Origin of the sequence: Marinomonas pollencensis (assembly GCF_003387375.1) — a bacterium.
Classification (GTDB): Bacteria; Pseudomonadota; Gammaproteobacteria; order Pseudomonadales; family Marinomonadaceae; genus Marinomonas; species Marinomonas pollencensis.
In genome coordinates, this window is the sequence record NZ_QUNG01000004.1 from 179757 (window position 1) to 198414 (window position 18658).

Below are 18658 nucleotides of genomic sequence, written 5' to 3' on the forward strand. Positions count from 1 at the left end.
TTTCTTTACTGTGCGGCTTTAGGTTGTATGTCTGGCTGTGCTTGCTTATCAAATATCAAAGTATTCGGATTATTTCTTAATTGTCTTAATAAGGGTTGAAGCTCATTCAGAGATTTTTCCAACGCATTAAGGTTTTCTTTTAGGGGCATACCAATTTCGCCATTGGTTTGATAAGCCTCTAAAATACGCGACACCTGATTCATTATGCCGAGGACCTCATCAGGTAATTGCTTTACTCCTGGCTGGTTGATTAAATCATCTACATTTTTCGACACATCTTTTACCGTAGCTAAAGTATCGTTGGCATTGCTCATGGTGTTTCGAATACTTTGCAGGCTTTCATTAACGGGTGCCTTAGCCAGTTTATCTAAAATTTCTGTCACTTTCTTTTCAATATTTGAGAAGCCCGCATTGGTTACCGGAAACACATCAATACCAGCGACTTTTTGTGCTTTTACAGGCAAAGCGTTAGGGTAGGAATCAATATTGATAGATTTCGCGCCCGTCAAGAAATTACGTGTTTTCAACGACGCGCGAAAACCACTTTTAATTCGCTTGTCAAACAAGTCTTGCCACTCTTTTAAAGTCAGATCTTGGTCACCATTATTTAACCGTTGTGGCTCAATTCGTGCCAACACAGGAATAGCCGCTTGACTTAGTGAGGTTAACTCAACCATAGACAAGCCAGTAAAAGGAACCTGCTCAACCGTACCAATACGTATACCACGAAATTCAACTGGCGCTCCCGCCGTCAAGCCACTAACATCAGAACCAAACAAAAACACATAATCAATAAACTGGTTATAAAACTGGTTTTGCGCCTCTTCTTTTGACTTATAAAGATGAAACTTAGTTAAGTCTTCGACCTCTTTATTCGCCTTCTGACGATGAACCAAACCAAAGCTAATGCCACCAGATAACAGGGTTTCCAATGAATCAACACGCACTTCAACACCTTGTGCAGAGCTTTTTAGCGCTATGCCCGGTGTCATCCAGAATTCAACACCACGACTTACTAAGGCATCGTATGGGGCTTTGATAAACACTTGGTAGGTTATTGCTCCAACCGCTGTGTCAAACCCCACTTTTTCAATATAGCCCACATCATAACCACGAAAATGTACGACAGTACCTACATCTAGCTTTGAACTACCAGTACTGTCCAGCATTAAGCGAAGACCCTTGTCTTCTGCCGTGGAGAGAGGCGCTTGCTCTAGCACCTGAAACTCAGATTTAAACTCGCCATGGGTTCCTGGCTCCATATCAATATAGGCCCCCGACAGTAGAGTGCTTAAACCACTAATACCTTCTTTACCAACCCGGGGTTTAACCACCCAGAATTTGGCGTCTTGATGCAACATATTCTCCGTATCCTTGTTCATACGAACCTGGATAATCGCGGTATTATAGTCACCGCTAAGACGGATATTAGTTACGGTGCCAATGTCCACATTACGAGCTTTGACTTTGGTTTTACCTGCTTCTAGCCCTTCTGCATTAGAGGCAATCAAGGTAATTTCTGGTCCTTCGCTTGACCAATTTTGATAGACCATCCAGCCAGCCACAATTAAGGCCAGCAAAGGAACAAGCCAAATCGAATTAAAGCGTACCTTGCCCACCGACTGGCTGCTCTCTTGTAACTCACTCAAGGTGTATCCCCTTATTCATTAATATTGCTTTAGCACTAATCACACTGCGTACTTTTTAAGGCTGTTCTTGATCCCATAACAAGCGTGCGTCATAAGACATAGCTGCCAACATGGTTAAAATGACCACCGCCGCAAACGATAAAGCCGCGGCACCGGGCAGCACGGACATAAAGCCGCCCATTTGCACCAAACCAGTTAATGTCGCGACCACAAAAATATCAATCATTGACCAGCGTCCAACACACTCGGTTATGCGATACAGCTTGAGCTTCTGTGTGGTTGAATGACGTGACGAAAAACGCAACTGCCAACACAACCATGCCAGTGCCAATATTTTCGCAACCGGAATAAACACACTCGCGATTAAAATAATAATCGCAATCGGATAAGACCCCATGCCCCACAGCTGAAAAACGCCCCCTAAAATAGTGGAAGGCTCAGTCACACCAAGAAAGGTTGTTTTCATAATAGGCAGTAGATTGGCAGGGATATACATCAATGACGCCGCCACTAACAGTGCGATGGTGATTTGCGCACTCGCTGGCCTACGACTGTGCGTAGTATGACCACAACGCCCACAATGTGGGTCTTCTTGAGCCACCACCGCCGCGCAAAAATGACAGCCTATTAGACCTTGCGAACGGGCGGGCAGCGCAACCGAAGCAGGACTCATCGCCGCCCCAGCCACTTGATGCCAAAACCAGCGTCGATCAACGAGAGAAACACTTTTTAACAAACACAGAACATAACCACAGAACGACCAAAATGATAAACCAAAGCTGATGTCCGCCATGCTTTGCATCTTAACTAACGCCACAAGCACACCGACGAGAAAAACATCGACCATTAACCAAGGCTGAATCACAGTGATGGTACGCAGCAATAAACGCTGAACGGTTCTGTTCTTTCTTTTTTTAATTAACCACGCCAGCGCCACAACACTGAGTAAATAACAGATTGGCAAAACCAGCAAAACAAAAATTAATAATGCGCCTAAGAAAGTAAAGTGCTGGGTTAATAACACTGACATGCTTTGCCAAAAAGTCACGGTTCGCCCGATGCCAGATGACGAGAAGCTCAAAAAGGGAAAACTTAGGGACAACACCAACATTAATAAACCAGAGCCACCATAGGCGAGTATTTTCTCTATTCTATGAGTCGGTAGACTTATCAGTAAATGGTGGCACCGAGAGCAAGTGAACTTCTCACTCTGCGCCATTGGTGGAATGATATTCACCAAATCGCATTCATCACACACAGTTGCATATTCATTAAATTTGAAGCGACTCATGGCCTTCCTAAAAAATAGCGTAGTAAAACAATGCCAAACACTGAAAAGCCCAGCATATAGTTATCAAAAATCGACTTTTTTGCGCATCCACCGAGGAAACAACCTGCGATCGCACGCTCTGTAAGTAGAGCCACACTTTGTTTTGACTATTTTGATACTTTACTCACAAATAGGTTCATTTTTATCACAACGTAAACTCGCTTAAAAAAAAGGATAGGACTTGCACTTTGCCTGCAAAAAAAGACAACAAGCTCGCAAAATCTTTTCACTTCTCAGACACCAAAAACTCACTATGTAAACTCGAAAGCTTTATCATAAGACTTTAAATTAAAAGAGATTCTCAAGGAGTCAGAGGCTCATACAATCACAGTATTCAGAACACAATTTCTATTCAGTTCTGCCTGTTTACTTAGAGCTCATTTTTTTCACTATGCATAATTTAACATCACTTAAATTCTTTTTTATTGTGGTCTCTGTGTTGTTCAGCGCGATTACGCAAGCTGCCACCAGTCAGACGAACACACCGACTAATAACGCCACCATAAAACCACAATCCGATGCCCAACAGGCGACCAACAAAGAGGCTGAAGCGACTGCTGTGGTTCAGCCAGCATCCCCTGTGTCTGCCAAAGAGAATACTAAGCCAGTTAGTGGTACAGAGAAAGACGAAAAAAACGATTATGCATTTTCTTCCCAAACTGTGATTAATCTTGCAAGAAATCTCGCTAAATCTCCCATGGTTCCCCCTGATGTGGCACCAGAAATGCTCACCAACCTAGACGCCGAAACCTATCAGAAAATAGATTTCCAGCAGAACAAAGCCGTTTGGGGGAATACACCCACACCTTTCTCCATACAGTTATTTGCACCAGGCTATTTATACAAAGACCTAGTGTCGATTGATGTGGTTGAAAATGGGCGCGGTTTCCCACTGGACGTATCCGCTTCGTCCTTCACCACACCAACACCTAAAATTGACGAAATGATTGCCAAAGCAGGTAAATACGCAGGCTTACGCCTTCATTACCCACTTAATTCATCTTCTGAAAACGATGAGTTTATTGTCTTTCAGGGGGCCAGCTATTTTCGTGCTATTTCAAAAGGCCAGAGCTACGGTTTATCTTTTCGCGGCTTGGCCATCAATGTGGCACAACCGATGGGAGAAGAGTTTCCTCGCTTCAAACACTTTTGGATCGAGCGACCTTCTGTCACCCAAAAAGCCATTGTGGTCCATGCCCTATTAGACAGCCAGAGTGTGACAGGAGCATTTCGCTTTGGTATTTACCCAGGCGCCCCTACCCGTGTCGACGTTCAAGCCACCTTATTCCCACGAGTCGACATTAAGCATGTTGGCTTAGCACCACTGACCTCCATGTTTATGCACGATGGTTCGTTGGATATCTCTGATCAGCCAGACTACCACCCAGAGCTGCACGACTCTGATGGTTTACAGATCCAGACCGGCAAAGGCGAGATGCTATGGCGTCCACTGAATAATCCTAAAAATCTGCAAATCAGCGCTTTTGTTGACACCTCGCCAAAAGGCTTTGGGTTAATTCAGCGTCATAATAAGTTCCATGATTACCAAGATTTAGAAGCAAACTACCAAAATCGCCCTTCCAGCTGGATCAAACCGCTCAATGATTGGGGAGCAGGTCATATTGAGTTAGTAGAAATCCCATCCAACTCAAAACACAACGATAATATTGTCGCCTACTGGCAACCAAAAGACGGCCTTAAAAAAGACACGCCGTACACATATTCATACCAGCTTACCCTGCCCAATGACACACCAACTCTGGCAGGAAAGCCACATATCGTACGCAGCGCTAAAGCCGCCTCTGAGCTTGAGAATAGCCAAGAATTGCTGATCGACTACAGTAATTTAACAGTAACAGACATCAATAAGGTTACTGTGGATATCAGCGCGAGCCAAGGTAAGATCCTCCGTACTCGTGTGATCAAAAACCCTCATATTCATGGTGTTAGAGCGTATATCACCTTTGACCCTCTTGAAGCAGACGTAGCCGAATTACGCGCCCAACTGAAAGAAAATAATCAACCTATTGCGTCCACATGGTTATATCGATGGTTAAAACAAAAATGATGACTCAACAAGAACGCCTCGCGTTACCGCAAGAAGCACCACTGGACATGCCTCGTCATGCTGTAAACGAGCCACGTCAGTCAGCGAAAAAGCTAATAAAGCCTTTTTTGCTGCGTACCTTATGCGCCCGCCTTTGTGTCATCTGCGTCACATTAGGTCTCACCTGGTATGGTGCGACAGAAATGTACGCGGTGTTAAGCACCAACGCTATTGCAGGCTTACAATGGGCCTTTTTGGTGTTGTTTTGCATTAACTTCACCTGGATTTCTTTTGCCTTCTCACAAGCAACGATTGGCTTTTTATGCCGCCTTTGGCCCTTCTCTCGAAGCGTTAAAGAAACCGAACCTGATGGCGTTACTGCTATTTTATTACCGGTTTACAATGAAGACCCAGCTCGCATCCGCGCCAGCATAGAAGCCATGCACGCGGATCTGTTAGAAAAAGCTCCCGGCAAGTTTGCATTTTTTATTCTCAGTGACAGCAATCGCTCTGCTGCTTGCATTAAAGAAAAACACACCTTTTATCCGTTGCTCAACCATGAGGACCAAGGCTGCCCTATTTATTACCGCCGCCGACACAATAACAACGAGCGTAAAGCAGGTAACATCGCTGAATGGGTGACCCGCTTTGGGGCGCGCTATGAAAGCATGATTGTTCTCGATGCAGACAGTTTAATGAGCGCTGAATGCCTAATCAGCCTGTCTCGCCGGATGGCAGCGGAACCTGGTCTAGGGTTAATACAAACATTACCAACCATTATTAAAGCCAACACGCTATATAGTCGCATCCAGCAATTTGCCAACCAATGTTTTGGGCCTGTTTATGCTTCTGGCTTGGCGGCATGGCATGGCACCGCATCCAACTTCTGGGGACATAATGCGATCATTCGCACCAAAGCCTTTGCTGAGTCCTGTGGCCTGCCCATTTTAGACGGCAAGGCGCCTTTTGGCGGTCATGTAATGAGCCACGACTTTATGGAAGCGGCGATGCTGCGTCGAGCAGGCTGGGGGGTTCGTTTTGACATGGATTTAGAGGCGTCTTATGAAGAAGCGCCGCCATCACTCATCGATGTCATGGTCCGAGATCGCCGCTGGTGCCAAGGTAACCTACAACACAAAGCGTTTTTATTGGCACGAGGGTTTCACTTTGCGACACGCGTGCACCTATTTTCAGGCATCTTCTCCTATTTAAGTGCTGTTTTTTGGTTTTTACTGATTGCCGTCGGTTTTGCTCTGGCAGTACAGGCGCATTTTGTGCGACCTGAATACTTTTCCAACCCTTCGTTGTTCCCAACTTGGCCAGTATTTGATTTCCAAAAAGCCTTGTTGCTGTTCGAGCTCTCTATGGCGCTTGTCTTAGCCCCTAAAGTGTATGGTTGGTTAAGCGCTATGGTGCATCCCAAACGCTGCCTTGCATTTGGTGGCCCCATTTTACTGACACTCGATACGCTATTAGAAGTGCTGCTCTCTGCACTATACGCGCCTATTTTGATGTTCTCGCAATTTTTGGTTGTGTTTGATGTATTAAAAGGACGCGATAGTGGCTGGAAGCCTCAGTCTCGAGATGATGGTGCAACACCTTGGAAGACCGTGGCTCGCGCGCACTTATCCCACACCCTTCTCGGTGCTGGCTTGGCGGCTGGCGCCTTGTTCCTAAGCCTTGAACTTTTCTACTGGTCCTTACCGATAACCATAGGCTTGGTGTTTTCAATTCCACTATCTTGGTTAAGTGGTGGGGAAAAGCGAGGTAACCTTTTATCCAAATGCATGTTACTTCGTGCATCTCAAGAAAAGCGCCCAACCGGCATCGTTAAACGACTAAACGATAAACAAGCGCAAGTGACTCAAGACGATTTCCCAGTCACTCAACCTGCATTACAGCGCTTTGTTCAGGATGTCGATTTTTACCACTGGTATCTTGCCCAGCTGCCCGAAGAAGAAGAAAACACCCTGTGTCGCAGTCGCATTTGTGCTGAATGGCAAATTGATAAAAGCGCGAATTTGGAGCAACTCACTGAACACCTTCAAGAAAGCGAGTGCTTGGCCATTTTGAAACATAAGTCTTTGATGCTAGCGATGGGGAAATACCTGCCACAGCACTAACCTACCTCTGTGGACGAGCAAGCTCTCGTCCACAATCCTTTAGCGCTTTCTTATTGGTTGCCGCCGTCTTATTTCCGCTAAACCAACCTTGCTTCAAGGCGCTGTCTCCTATTGCTTTAGTGGACTTTTAGTCAAAGCAATCGGTAAGCAGAAGCTTCATCCGACTCCCCACCAAAGTGGTCTTTTTAGTCCGCTATATGGCGGCTCTGCACGACTTAAAACTGCCCGCTCGTCGCGACAGCAACCCCAGAGGCAAAACAGCAGCAACAAAAAAGAGGTTAGCGAGACGCCCTTGGCTTACGTGGATTGCCCTTAACATTTGGCTTTGACCCTGTAGGTCGAGAGCCTGCGGGCTTAGGTCTTTGACCAGGTCTTCCCCCTTTAGCAGGGCCATTCTCCCCAGGTCGCTTATGTTTGGTGTTCGGAGTGTTAGAAGCACCATTAGGACGGTACGGCTTACCGCCTGGTTTGCCACGAGCCGGCGAGGCCCCTGATTTCGCGCGCGGGGCTGGGGTTTTCTTCGCTTTGTGGGGGGCTTTTTTCCCCTGTTTGACTGGTTTGGTATTGTCCGCCTCAGAAGAAGAATCCTCGATGGCCTTCGACAACAGTTCTATTTCTTTTTGCGTAAAATCACGCCATTCACCCACCGGCAAACCTTTTAAACCAATGTGCATAATGCGAATGCGCTCAAGCTTCACCACTTCGTAACCAAAATGCTCGGCCATACGGCGAATCTGACGATTCAAGCCCTGTACCAGAGTGATTCGAAACACATTATTAGACTCTTTGGAGACTTGGCATTTCTTGGTCATAGTACCCAAAATAGGCACACCATTTGCCATGCCTTTAATGAAATCCTCGGTAATAGGCTTGTTCACCGTCACTAGGTATTCTTTTTCATGGTTGTTACCAGCACGCAACACCTTGTTCACCAGGTCACCGTTGTTGGTCAAAAAAATCAGACCTTGGGAGTCTTTATCAAGACGACCAATCGGAAATATGCGCACACCGTGTTTAACAAAATCGACGATATTATTGCGCTCAGCACTTTCAGTGGTGCTGACAATACCAACAGGCTTATTTAAGGCAATCAAGACAAAGTCTTCTGCATCTTGAGGTTCTATCAATTGCCCATTTACGCGCACCGTATCGCCCGGCGCGACTTGATCACCTATTTTTGCTCGCTTGCCATTAATAAACACATTACCTTGTTCGATAAAGCGATCGGCGTCCCGGCGGGAGCAAATACCACTTTCGCTAATGTATTTATTTAATCGGATTGTGTTAGAAAGATTCAGCATAAATAGTTGTCTTATAAATTCTTAATGTTCACGGTGAAGGGGCTTAAAGCAACGCCAATACAATACGCACCACAGTTTAACAGCGCATTGGGAAGAGATAAAATTTGCCCTGAGATTATAAGGGATTGAGCGCGAATAAACTGTATAAAAGCTCGAAAAAGATAGATTTTCATCCTCTATAAGATCAAACAACACCTTACTTCAGCTAATTTAAAAAGCGCTCTAACCCGCTACTGTATCTCCCTCATAAAGCCACACGCCCCCTTCCACAGTGGAGTTACGCTAAGGCTATTGGTAAACTGCGCGCAGATTTTATTTTGAATGGACCTTTCATTTCATGCTTACAGCAATCAAATCACAACTTTCTTTGCCAGCCGTGCTGCGCTTTGGCACCTTGTCTCTCGCCAGCGCATTGATTTTGACTGGCTGTAGCCAGCCACCAAAGATAGAAAAAGTAGAAGGCTATGCCCAAGGCACCACCTACCACATCAGTTTTTGGTCTGATCCCTCTGTGCCAGTTGCGGACATCAAAAGCCGCTTTAACAATACCCTAGCCCAGATCGATAAAGAGCTTTCCACATGGCGAAATGACTCTTACATCTCAGAGTTTAATCACAGCAGCTCTACCGCATGGCAGCCAGCATCCCAGGATTTTATAGAGCTCGTTCACATCGCCAAAGACATTAATCAAAAATCAGGGGGTTGCTACGATCCAACCATAGGCCCCCTATTTGACTTATGGGGTTTCAAAAAAGAATCTCTTCATGTGCCGAGCGCACAAGAGCTGGTTGCAACAAAAGCAGAGCTTGGCATGGACAAGCTTGAAGTTGACGATGCTGGCAAACGCATTCGAAAAACGATCCCCAGCCTACAGGTCGATTTCTCCTCTATGGGCGAAGGCTATACCATTCGTAAGTTGAGCCAAGTTCTAGAAGCCAACGGGGTAAATAATTACTTGGTGGAGTTTGGTGGCGACATGAAAATCAAAGGCCACAAACCTAATGGGGATAAATGGCGTGTCGCGGTAGAACGTCCGGTATCAGACAATGGCAATCCAACCCCTTATCAAATTGTCACCATTCATGATGAAAGTGGCGTATCTCTTGATACTTCAGGAACCTACCACCACTATTTTGATGATAATGGCAAAGAGTACTCACACATACTCAACCCTATTACCGGCCAGCCTGTTAGTCATGATTTGGTCTCAGCCTCCGTCTTTGGCACCGACCCTAGAGTCAGTGATGCCTGGGCAACCACCATGTTGTGCTTGGGGCAAAAAGAAGGTGCTAAGATCGCTCAAAAAGAGAACTTAGAAGTCTTCTTTATCGAAAACAAGCAAGGCAAGCTGGTCAATTCCACTAGCCAAACACTTGCAGACTCTAGCCGAGTAACCTTCGAAAGCAATAAAAAATAGACCATTTGAACGTCTTCGCGCAGCAACAAGCGCACAAAAAAATGGCCGCATAATGCGGCCATTTTTACGACTAGACGATAACGCTCATCGCTTATTCACCAATATGCCAACCATTGGTAATCGGATAACGACGGTCACGGCCAAAGCCACGCCCTGTTACGCGCACACCTGTTGGCGCTTGGCGGCGCTTGTATTCGTTGACATCCACTAGGCGCAACACACGGTACACGGTTTCTCGATCGAATTGATTCGTCGCCAATATTGCTTCGGCGCTCATATCCTGCTCTATGTACATGCGTAAGATTTCATCCAACACGTCATAGCTAGGCAATGAATCCTCATCTTTTTGATCCGGTGCCAGCTCCGCGGATGGTGGTCGCGTGATAACCCGCTCAGGAATCACATAACCTAAAGTATTACGGTAACGACACAGTTTAAACACCAAGGTTTTAAACACGTCTTTAAGCACTGAGTAACCGCCAACCATATCACCGTACAAGGTGGCATAGCCCACCGCCATTTCGCTCTTATTACCGGTTGTCAGTACCATTAGGCCTTTTTTGTTCGACATCGCCATTAACATAACACCACGAGTACGCGCCTGAAGGTTCTCTTCTGTGGTGTCTTTACCCAGCCCTTCAAACTCTGGTGCTAACACATCACTAAAGGCGGAGACCATGGGCTCAATCGGCAATACACTGTATTTTACGCCTAACAAATTGGCTTCTTCTTCTGCATCATGCAAGCTGATCGACGAGGTATAGGTGTATGGCATCATCACCGCTTGCACACGATCAGCACCTATTGCATCCACTGCAACAGCCAAGGACAAGGCAGAATCAATACCGCCACTTAAGCCTAATACGATGCCTTTAAAGCGATTTTTTTCAATATAGTCTCGTAAACCTAACACCATGGCTTGATAAACGCTGGCCTCAACGTCTAATGCTGGTGCTATGCTACCGGTAACCGGCTCAACTTTGTTAGGCTGACTGTCGTCTACTATCATGTCAACGCAATACAAACCGGACTCAAACCAAGGCGCTTGGAAGACTTTCTCGCCTTTTGCATTAACCACAAAAGAGCCGCCTTCATAGACTAACTCATCTTGCGCCCCCATATAATTCACATACACAATCGGCAGGCTGACTTGCGTCGCGCGCTGATGTAATAGGGCTTCTCGCTCGCCCATTTTTTCAATGTGGTAAGGCGAAGCATTAAGATTAAGGATCAGCTCTGCACCGGCTGCTTTTGCTTGTGCAATTGGCTCTGGGTGCCAGATGTCTTCACAAATACTTAGCCCGACTGTTACCCCTTTAATCTGCAAAATACCCGCTTCACGGCCTTCACTGAAGTAACGCTTATCATCAAACACCAAGAAATTAGGCAGTTTTTGCTTAGCGTATTCCGCCAGCATAGCGCCTTGATAGAGAACCCCAGCGCAGTTAAATAGCTCCCCGTCAATACGTCTTGGGTAGCCGACGACAACATAAATGTCATGAACCTCATCTAGAATCCGCTGTAACGCAGATTCAATACGCGGGTCTAAACTGGGGCGCAATAATAAATCTTCTGGTGGATAGCCTGTTAAGGTCAATTCAGGAAAAACAATCACATCCGCCTGCTCATTGTCTCGGGCTGTGTGTGCCGCGTCGATCACAGATTGTGTGTTTTTGGCTATGTCGCCGACCAGCATATCCAGCTGGGCCATTGCTACTCGTAATGTCATACAGTTGCTATCTCGTTAACTCTGTTAGAATATGCCCTTTATTGTCTGGAATTCCCTAACCTAGGTAAAGTATATGATCGTCCGATTGATCGTTTTTATTGCTATTTTCGCAATTGGCTGGTGGTTATACCGCCAAGTTGTCGCTTTTCAACGTACAAAGCTCTCAAACAAGCCCGATTCGGCGGCCAACAATGCCCAGCCAAAGAATCAGGAAAACATGGTACGCTGCAAACAGTGCAATATTCATATCCCGAAATCCCATGCTATCCATGATCAAGATGCCAATGCTTTTTGCAGTAAAGAGCACTTACAAGCGTTTCATAAAGAGTCGCCATAACGACGCATCAACGACCTGAATAAAGCCACTCCCTGTCAGCCGAGCTTGTTGCCACCACCAGCAATAATCTTATGGCTGACTCTTGAGGTTATATAATGGGCGCATAATCGGTAAAAAAGCCCTTCTTCTCTAGCAACGCGCTATAAGAAAGAGTCGTCATGATGACGCATCAACGACCTGAATAAAGCCACGCCCTGTCAGCCGAGCTTGTTGCCACCACCAGCAATAATCTTGCTGCTGATAGCGAGCACATAACCGGTAAAAATAGTCTCCTTCTGTATCAACATAATAGCGCCAAATATACGTCAGTGTTGCATCCTCATGATGCCAATTGCGACTGTCGTTAGCATAGGCGTTCGTGGTCAGCTGACAGAATCCGCTGCATTGGCTTTGGCTGGCTTGAGCGAACACCACAGGCGCAACAACCGCTTGCTCAAAGGCCAGCCATAGTTGCTGATTTTGATTCAGCTCCTGTAGTGTGGAGCGCAATAAAAAACGTGCTTCTAATCTTTGCTGATAGGCCACTGAGAGCCCCGCCACTGTCATTAGCAAAAGTAAAATAGGCACCGACACCCAGCCTCGCAATAAACTAGGCTTTATCATCTTCTTCAACCAAAACCATTGAGCACAATAACCTGCTTAGCCACACCCTGACAGGGAGCAAGGTATTGCCAACGTTCACCTCGTAATGTGTTATAAACCTGAGTTTGAGGTGGCTGCGTCGCCGCTTGGCAAGGAGACAATTGATACAAATACTCTACCCATAACGCCCGTACCTTAGTTAATGAATAAGTGCCATAACGTGCATCAATGGTATCCACCAAACCGTCTTGATTTTCATCCAATAAAGGTGAAATAGCCAAGGCCATTAGCCCCGCCCATAACTCCAAAGAGTTACCACTTAACTGAGGCGTTCGCCAGAAAGCGGGCTGGCCATTTTTACCTTCCCCTGCGTACCAATAAAAAGCCTGCTGGCTTTCAAGGAATGCGGTTTGACCAAGCATATCCTGATCGAGCAGATTTAGGGTGAAGGATTGCCCGTTCGCTTGTGCCACCTGGGTCTGTTCACTGGTATGACAACTGGCCACTCGCACCCAATCTCCAGCACTTAAATCACAATGATTAGCACTAACGAGCGGGCTATTTACAGTCCCTAAAGACACACGACAAGCGCCATAATCTACCGCTTCTAGCCAGTCCGACTGCGGCACGAGTGAACGCTGGGATAAACGTGCAGGAGGCTCATCTGCTGTGCCTATGGTTAGGCTCAGACCAGTATCAAGATAACAAGCGGCGGGCAACAATCGCGACCAATGCGCCTCAAACTGCGACGCCAATGCTATTTGAAATTTTGACTGATCAAGATACGTCAGCGCGACGCCATGTCGTTGTTGCAGCTGCCAAAGAGGTGCAATTAGCAAAGGTAAGATAATGGCTAATAGCGCACACACCAGCATCAGTTCCAATAATAAACCACCGCGCAACGTGGCCCGCTGGTTATTCATCCTGACGTACCATAGATTGCACCTTAGGCGAAACCTCATACTGGGCAGCACGAAACCACACCCGTAACTCAGCGCCTGTGCAGGGTTGACACTCTGGATAACTGCCATGCTGTGTCGAATACTCACTGCTTAACCAGCTCCCTGAGCCAGTAAGCTGAACCATTAAGGCTTGCTTGTTTTGATTCTGCTCTAGGTTAGCTGCCTGCTGCCCTTGATGAATAGTCTGCCACTGATTAGCCGATTGTCGCTGCACCAAATGCAGTACCACCGACAGTAATATCAGCGCCAGCAAAATCTCTAAAGTGATCCACCCTCCCATCAAAGTAGACCCTACAGAACCATGATGTTTCATGAGCACGCCCCATCACTGTCTTCTGTCGCCACCACATCGGCACCATAAAAGCGACCACTTTGATTAATCACCAAACGAGTATGCCAGCCAAGATAACAAAATAAGAAAGTGCCATTTTGGTAGCCGGATAGGCCATTAGGAAGGAAAGTTATACGGGATTTATTGGCCGGAAAACCTTGCCAGACAATGCTGACATCGTGCTCAAACGTCACCCTTCGATACAAGCCACCGTAAGACTCTGGCTGCATTACGACAAAGCCGTCTGACCAGTTCCCCTGACAATCGACGCCACCACAAACATAACTGCTGTCGCCTGATTGTATGGCCAGTAAACGAGCCTCCTGAAGCGCATTACTCAGGTTTTTAACGTCTTCTAATAGAATGGCTTTATGCTGGCTCGTTTGTGCGTGCTGAATAATCACTCCCGAGCTAACCAACGCTAAAAAACTTAAAATAGCGAGTACACACATCACTTCAAGGAGTGAAAAGCCTTTTTTGTTTTGCATAGAAACCTCCTTATTCCTAGCCTTTTATGATCAGCCAACAGGCTGCATTCAGGGACGTATCACACACCATCCATAGTGTATTTGCGCCGTCTCTGCTGCGGCTGTTGTTTACTTATTACAGTTCACCTTTGCGTAAAAATCTAGTTTGCGTCAAACCATTGATTAATAAATTTTGCGATTTGTCTTGGCTTTTGGAATGGTAATGAATGGTCACAGGCACTCATCACCTTATGCTGCCAGCCTTCCAACTGCTCTGCTAACTTTTGATAATGGGTTTTTAAATGCTCACTGCTTAACTCACCAGAAAACAGCAAGACCTCTTTGGCAGAGCGAATCATTGCGTCTCTATGCTCTGGCGCTTGCGCTAAAACTTCCACATGATTCGTCACCGCATCCAGCGCGTAAGAAAAACCATGGGGTCGATGTGCTAAACGAGACTGCGTTGTTGCTTCAGCCACCGGATGTTTACGACGATTCGGCGACACACCATCCATAAAATGGGCCACGCCTAACTCCACATCCCCCGTATCACGAATGATGTTGGAAGCTTGACGATACTTTTGGCGAACTTCGGTCAAGGCATCAAGGTTTTCACGGTCTAAAGACGCAGGTTCCATCAGTGCCATTTTCAGCGGCATGTGCCCAGACATCACCCGTCGATGGTTTAAATTAAGGCCAATCAAACCGCCCAGTGAATACCCCACTAGATCAAAATCTTGCCAATTGAGGTGCGCCAACAGCGCTTCCATATCGTGAGTCAGCTCACTAATGGTAACCGGGGCCTCTTTACCGTGAAGATGAAATGACTCCCCCATGCCTTTGATATCCGGCACCAACATCCAACGCCAGGCTTTAAAATAAGGCAGTATCGGTGAATAGGTGATTTCACCCGCAACACCCGCACCATGAAGCAATAAACAATGGCGCTCGCTGGTCGCTTCTTTATTTTCATAAAGTCGATAGGCAATACGGCTGTTAATTAAACTAAGAAAATGTACATCAGACACTTGTAATAACCCTGTGGTTGCCCTTATTAAAGGACTACAATTGTAAACTTTTGAAATCGTGGTTCCATTATGCCAGAAATAAAACGGATAACACTGCCCTACCAGGCTTCTTTACTCTCTCTATACCAAGCCTTAAGGAGCCTGCCTTACCCTGCATTATTGGACAGTAATCACGATGAATTTCCTGACACTAGGTTTGACATTTTAGTCGCAGACCCGCTAGCTAGAGTCTGCGCAAAACAAAATACTTTTCACCTTGAATGGCGTGATGAGCAACAAGCCCAGCCACTTTATACCATTACCAAGACCGATTCTCCCCTCGCCTTACTTGAACAGTTACTAACCCTAAGCACACAAGAATCATGGGCTAAAAATGCCCCTAAGGAGCTGCCTTTTGTGGGTGGCCTGCTTGGTTATTATGCTTATGAATGCGGCCACTACGTGGAAACCTTACCGGATAATGTGCAGCACGATATCAGTTTAGATCAACTCAGTGTGGGGCTTTATGGTTGGACTATTATCTCCTCTCACGCGGAGCAGAAAACCGAGTTAATTATTACCCCTTGGTGCTCCCAACAAGAGGAAGAGAAACTGCTCTCTTTGATCAATAAAGCACTGGATAACACAGATAAACCTCTGGCGAACCAAGCACTTGATGGCATTTCCAAAGCGGCCAGCTTTGCGCTAAAAGCACCATTCACGTCCAATATGACTGCGCACCAATACCAGACAAAGTTCGATAAAGTGAAAGACTACATTCTTTCTGGTGATTGTTATCAGGTGAATTTAGCGCAACGCTTTTCAACTCAGTATACCGGCGACCCAATGGACGCCTATCTTCGTTTGCGTGAAGTGTGCCCCACACCGTTTTCTGCTTTTATGGAACTTGGCGAGCAGCAAACCATTCTGAGCCATTCGCCCGAACGCTTCTTACTGTGTGACCAAGGCCGTGTCGAATCAAAGCCCATTAAAGGCACTATTGCCCGTGGCGCAACGCCTGCAGAAGATAAAGCCAACGCCGACACATTATTGGCCTCTGAGAAAGACCGAGCCGAAAACCTAATGATCGTCGATTTATTACGCAATGATCTGGGTCGTACCTGCCTGACGGGCAGCATTAACGTCCCTAAACTCTTTGCCCTCGAAAGTTACGCTAATGTCCATCATTTGGTGTCAACCGTAGAAGGCAGAATCGATGGCGCAGACCAATCTATCCGAGTCTTCCATGAAAGTTTCCCCGGTGGCTCAATCACTGGTGCCCCAAAAATTCGCTCAATGGAAATCATTGATGAACTCGAACCCCATGAGCGCTCTGTCTACTGCGGCTCTATTGCCTATTTCAGTGTCAATGGCCAAATGGACTCAAGTATTACCATCAGAACGCTGGTTGCAGACCACGGACAGCTACATTGCTGGGCAGGAGGCGGGTTAGTCGCTGATTCTAAATACCATGAAGAGTACCAAGAAACCTTTACCAAAGTAGGTAAATTAACTCATACTCTTGAAGATGATTTTTTGAAATAGGCCGAAGTATGTCCGACATTGTGCAGTTTTTAAACGCCCCTCCTATCTTAGCTAACTTAGATCAGATACGCGCTGCGCTAGACACGACACAAGAAGTACACCCGATTTACAACCCAGACAAAGACATGTCGCCTAGTGCCTACAAACTCAAATACCGCTCCGCGGCGGTATTAATCCCAATTTGGCGCTCACCGGAAGACGACCAACTTAATGTACTGGTCACTAAGCGCGCGTTACACATGCGCAATCATCCTGGGCAAATTTCTTTTCCTGGGGGCAAGCACGACCCCGACGACGCCAGCATCCAATACACCGCCCTAAGAGAAACCTTAGAAGAGGTTGGACTGGCGCCTGATTGCTTTGATCTTATTGGTGAGCTCGGCGAGTACTGTACAATTTCTGGCTATTGTATCAAGCCCATCGTCGCCGAGATGACGCGTTTTAGCGAAATGAGCTTATGCGAAGACGAAGTAAAATCCGTCCACTGGGTACCATTAGACTATTTATTAGACCCCAGTAATTATCAGTTTAAGACCAAACAACTGGGCACAGTGGCGCGGGGATATTTCGAAATAAATTATCAAGGTATTCGTATCTGGGGAGTGACTGCTGGGATCCTTTACGGCCTTTATCAGACCCTTTCCAACCATATTCGCTAAGCCATTATAAGGTTAGTGTGCTTTCTTCTTTTGCAACGCCCGCGCAAATTGTTATGGTACAGACAACTTAAATTTAGCTAGTGGTATAACAGACTATGTCTACTTTCGACTTAACGTCATTCGTTGCAAACAACACAGAAGACGCAGCGCAAAAAATCATTCATAACGCCATGAAAGAGTTCGACAACATCGCCATTTCATTCAGTGGTGCTGAAGACGTTGTATTGATCGACATGGCGGTCAAAGCCAACAAGAATGTCAAAGTGTTCTCTCTGGATACGGGCCGTTTGCATGCCGAGACTTATCGTTTCATTGAGCAAGTACGCAAACACTACAAGATCGACATCGACATCCTTTCACCAAACAGTGAAGCATTAGAAAACTTCACCCGTGAGAAAGGCCTATTTAGCTTCTTCGAAGACGGCCACAAAGAATGCTGTGGCATTCGCAAAGTACAACCGCTAAAACGCAAACTCGCTACCTTAGATGCATGGATTACAGGACAGCGTAAAGACCAAAGTCCTGGCACCCGAAATGTCTTAGCGTTCGCTGAATTAGACTCTGCTTTTAGCTCAGAGGAAAAGCCGCTTTATAAATTCAATCCATTGGCCAATTGGTCATCTGAAGACGTCTGGAACTACATCAAGATGTTTGATGTGCCATACAACGAATTGCATGCCAAAGGCTTTGTCAGTATTGGCTGCGAACCTTGTACCCGTGCGGTGCTACCTAACCAACATGAGCGCGAAGGTCGCTGGTGGTGGGAAGAGTCTGAGCACAAAGAATGTGGCCTGCACATCGGCAACCTCATTCCTACCGCGCAGCAATAAGCCTGTATTAGGCAACTGAGTAAATCAACAGGTGGGGTTAGCTCGCCTGTTGATCCCTTTCCTCCACAACCTCTTGCTGCCACTTTTCCATAAAACGCTGGTAACAGGCTTCCAAATTCAGAATATGCTTAAACAAGACTTCACCGGCATGGGTTAACTCCGTGGTTCGACCATGGCGAATAACCAAGCTTGCCCCCAAGCCTTGCTCTAGCTTTTTGATGTGCTGGCTCACTGCAGGTTGAGTCAATCCTAGCTGCTGTGCAGTTTGGGTAAAGTTACCCGTTTCCACCAATGTTTTAAATGTCACTAGATGATGAGTATTTAACATAACGATTCCTTATA

17 protein-coding genes are annotated in these 18658 nt (G+C 46.2%); 7 read left to right on the forward strand and 10 right to left on the reverse strand.

Annotation, left to right across the window (positions count from 1 at the left end):
* Nucleotides 1-5: 5 nt before the first annotated feature.
* Together pqiB and DFP81_RS07635 are read right to left on the reverse strand one after the other, a co-directional pair.
* The gene (gene pqiB / locus DFP81_RS07630; protein WP_115897182.1) at nucleotides 6-1649 is read right to left on the reverse strand and encodes an intermembrane transport protein PqiB; all 1644 of its coding nucleotides are present in this window, start codon (nucleotides 1647-1649) and stop codon (nucleotides 6-8) included.
* Between the two features lie 55 nt (nucleotides 1650-1704).
* Nucleotides 1705-2940, reverse strand: a complete 1236-nt coding sequence (locus DFP81_RS07635) for a paraquat-inducible protein A (protein ID WP_115897183.1) — start codon at nucleotides 2938-2940, stop codon at nucleotides 1705-1707.
* A 430-nt stretch (nucleotides 2941-3370) separates the two neighbouring features.
* Here DFP81_RS07635 and DFP81_RS07640 point away from each other — a divergent pair, with 430 nt between their 5' ends.
* Complete coding sequence (locus DFP81_RS07640) at nucleotides 3371-5047, forward strand: glucan biosynthesis protein G (RefSeq protein WP_115897184.1); 1677 nt, start codon at nucleotides 3371-3373, stop codon at nucleotides 5045-5047.
* Nucleotides 5029-7149 (forward strand): glucans biosynthesis glucosyltransferase MdoH, encoded by a 2121-nt coding sequence (gene mdoH, locus DFP81_RS07645; RefSeq protein ID WP_245959113.1) that lies wholly within the window; start codon nucleotides 5029-5031, stop codon nucleotides 7147-7149. Before DFP81_RS07640 ends, mdoH begins: the two co-directional genes overlap by 19 nt.
* 278 nt (nucleotides 7150-7427) lie before the next feature.
* Here the strand turns inward: mdoH and rluF are convergent, their stop codons facing one another.
* Complete coding sequence (rluF, locus tag DFP81_RS07650; RefSeq protein ID WP_181903057.1) at nucleotides 7428-8450, reverse strand: 23S rRNA pseudouridine(2604) synthase RluF; 1023 nt, start codon at nucleotides 8448-8450, stop codon at nucleotides 7428-7430.
* A 337-nt stretch (nucleotides 8451-8787) separates the two neighbouring features.
* On the opposite strand from rluF, the gene DFP81_RS07655 reads away from it, so the two are divergent.
* A complete protein-coding gene (locus DFP81_RS07655) occupies nucleotides 8788-9867 on the forward strand; it encodes an FAD:protein FMN transferase (RefSeq protein WP_115897185.1) in 1080 nt (359 codons plus the stop codon).
* Nucleotides 9868-9958: 91 nt separating this feature from the next.
* Here DFP81_RS07655 and DFP81_RS07660 read toward each other — a convergent pair whose 3' ends face one another.
* Complete coding sequence (locus tag DFP81_RS07660) at nucleotides 9959-11596, reverse strand: NAD+ synthase (RefSeq protein ID WP_115897186.1); 1638 nt, start codon at nucleotides 11594-11596, stop codon at nucleotides 9959-9961.
* Nucleotides 11597-11669: 73 nt separating this feature from the next.
* Here DFP81_RS07660 and DFP81_RS07665 point away from each other — a divergent pair, with 73 nt between their 5' ends.
* Nucleotides 11670-11933, forward strand: a complete 264-nt coding sequence (locus tag DFP81_RS07665; protein WP_115897187.1) for a PP0621 family protein — start codon at nucleotides 11670-11672, stop codon at nucleotides 11931-11933.
* Nucleotides 11934-12089: 156 nt separating this feature from the next.
* Here the strand turns inward: DFP81_RS07665 and DFP81_RS07670 are convergent, their stop codons facing one another.
* From DFP81_RS07670 to DFP81_RS07690, 5 genes are all read right to left on the reverse strand, one after another.
* Nucleotides 12090-12536 carry a hypothetical protein gene (locus DFP81_RS07670; protein WP_115897188.1) on the reverse strand — a complete coding sequence of 149 codons (447 nt, stop codon included), beginning with the start codon at nucleotides 12534-12536 and terminating at the stop codon, nucleotides 12090-12092.
* A gap of 5 nt (nucleotides 12537-12541) precedes the next feature.
* Nucleotides 12542-13438, reverse strand: a complete 897-nt coding sequence (locus DFP81_RS07675) for a hypothetical protein (RefSeq protein WP_115897189.1) — start codon at nucleotides 13436-13438, stop codon at nucleotides 12542-12544.
* The gene (locus DFP81_RS07680; RefSeq protein WP_115897190.1) at nucleotides 13431-13790 is read right to left on the reverse strand and encodes a hypothetical protein; all 360 of its coding nucleotides are present in this window, start codon (nucleotides 13788-13790) and stop codon (nucleotides 13431-13433) included. The genes DFP81_RS07675 and DFP81_RS07680 overlap by 8 nt, the downstream gene beginning before the upstream one ends.
* Nucleotides 13787-14296, reverse strand: a complete 510-nt coding sequence (locus DFP81_RS07685; RefSeq protein ID WP_115897191.1) for a GspH/FimT family protein — start codon at nucleotides 14294-14296, stop codon at nucleotides 13787-13789. The genes DFP81_RS07680 and DFP81_RS07685 overlap by 4 nt, the downstream gene beginning before the upstream one ends.
* A gap of 140 nt (nucleotides 14297-14436) precedes the next feature.
* The gene (locus DFP81_RS07690) at nucleotides 14437-15303 is read right to left on the reverse strand and encodes an alpha/beta fold hydrolase (RefSeq protein WP_115897192.1); all 867 of its coding nucleotides are present in this window, start codon (nucleotides 15301-15303) and stop codon (nucleotides 14437-14439) included.
* A 69-nt stretch (nucleotides 15304-15372) separates the two neighbouring features.
* On the opposite strand from DFP81_RS07690, the gene pabB reads away from it, so the two are divergent.
* From pabB to DFP81_RS07705, 3 genes are all read left to right on the forward strand, one after another.
* Nucleotides 15373-16827: an aminodeoxychorismate synthase component I gene (gene pabB / locus DFP81_RS07695; RefSeq protein WP_115897193.1), complete on the forward strand. Its 1455-nt coding sequence runs from the start codon at nucleotides 15373-15375 to the stop codon at nucleotides 16825-16827.
* 8 nt (nucleotides 16828-16835) lie between these two features.
* On the forward strand, nucleotides 16836-17486 hold the full coding sequence (locus tag DFP81_RS07700; protein ID WP_115897194.1) for an NUDIX hydrolase: 651 nt from the start codon (nucleotides 16836-16838) through the stop codon (nucleotides 17484-17486).
* A 95-nt stretch (nucleotides 17487-17581) separates the two neighbouring features.
* The gene (locus DFP81_RS07705) at nucleotides 17582-18316 is read left to right on the forward strand and encodes a phosphoadenylyl-sulfate reductase (protein ID WP_115897195.1); all 735 of its coding nucleotides are present in this window, start codon (nucleotides 17582-17584) and stop codon (nucleotides 18314-18316) included.
* A gap of 37 nt (nucleotides 18317-18353) precedes the next feature.
* Here the strand turns inward: DFP81_RS07705 and DFP81_RS07710 are convergent, their stop codons facing one another.
* Nucleotides 18354-18644, reverse strand: coding sequence for a LysR family transcriptional regulator (locus DFP81_RS07710; RefSeq protein WP_115897196.1), 291 nt, complete (start codon nucleotides 18642-18644; stop codon nucleotides 18354-18356).
* Between the last annotated feature and the right edge of the window lie 14 nt (nucleotides 18645-18658).

What these genes read in the sequence shown, in the direction of transcription:
- DFP81_RS07685 (WP_115897191.1), bottom strand. Translation starts at nt 14,296, where the DNA reads ATGCAAAACAAAAAAGGCTTTTCACTCCTTGAAGTGATGTGTGTACTC.
- DFP81_RS07670 (WP_115897188.1), bottom strand. Translation starts at nt 12,536, where the DNA reads ATGATAAAGCCTAGTTTATTGCGAGGCTGGGTGTCGGTGCCTATTTTA.
- DFP81_RS07640 (WP_115897184.1), top strand. Translation starts at nt 3,371, where the DNA reads ATGCATAATTTAACATCACTTAAATTCTTTTTTATTGTGGTCTCTGTG.
- DFP81_RS07710 (WP_115897196.1), bottom strand. Translation starts at nt 18,644, where the DNA reads ATGTTAAATACTCATCATCTAGTGACATTTAAAACATTGGTGGAAACG.
- mdoH (WP_245959113.1), top strand. Translation starts at nt 5,029, where the DNA reads ATGGTTAAAACAAAAATGATGACTCAACAAGAACGCCTCGCGTTACCG.
- DFP81_RS07665 (WP_115897187.1), top strand. Translation starts at nt 11,670, where the DNA reads ATGATCGTCCGATTGATCGTTTTTATTGCTATTTTCGCAATTGGCTGG.
- DFP81_RS07680 (WP_115897190.1), bottom strand. Translation starts at nt 13,790, where the DNA reads ATGAAACATCATGGTTCTGTAGGGTCTACTTTGATGGGAGGGTGGATC.
- DFP81_RS07635 (WP_115897183.1), bottom strand. Translation starts at nt 2,940, where the DNA reads ATGAGTCGCTTCAAATTTAATGAATATGCAACTGTGTGTGATGAATGC.
- DFP81_RS07660 (WP_115897186.1), bottom strand. Translation starts at nt 11,596, where the DNA reads ATGACATTACGAGTAGCAATGGCCCAGCTGGATATGCTGGTCGGCGAC.
- DFP81_RS07700 (WP_115897194.1), top strand. Translation starts at nt 16,836, where the DNA reads ATGTCCGACATTGTGCAGTTTTTAAACGCCCCTCCTATCTTAGCTAAC.
- DFP81_RS07675 (WP_115897189.1), bottom strand. Translation starts at nt 13,438, where the DNA reads ATGAATAACCAGCGGGCCACGTTGCGCGGTGGTTTATTATTGGAACTG.
- pabB (WP_115897193.1), top strand. Translation starts at nt 15,373, where the DNA reads ATGCCAGAAATAAAACGGATAACACTGCCCTACCAGGCTTCTTTACTC.
- rluF (WP_181903057.1), bottom strand. Translation starts at nt 8,450, where the DNA reads ATGCTGAATCTTTCTAACACAATCCGATTAAATAAATACATTAGCGAA.
- DFP81_RS07655 (WP_115897185.1), top strand. Translation starts at nt 8,788, where the DNA reads ATGCTTACAGCAATCAAATCACAACTTTCTTTGCCAGCCGTGCTGCGC.
- DFP81_RS07705 (WP_115897195.1), top strand. Translation starts at nt 17,582, where the DNA reads ATGTCTACTTTCGACTTAACGTCATTCGTTGCAAACAACACAGAAGAC.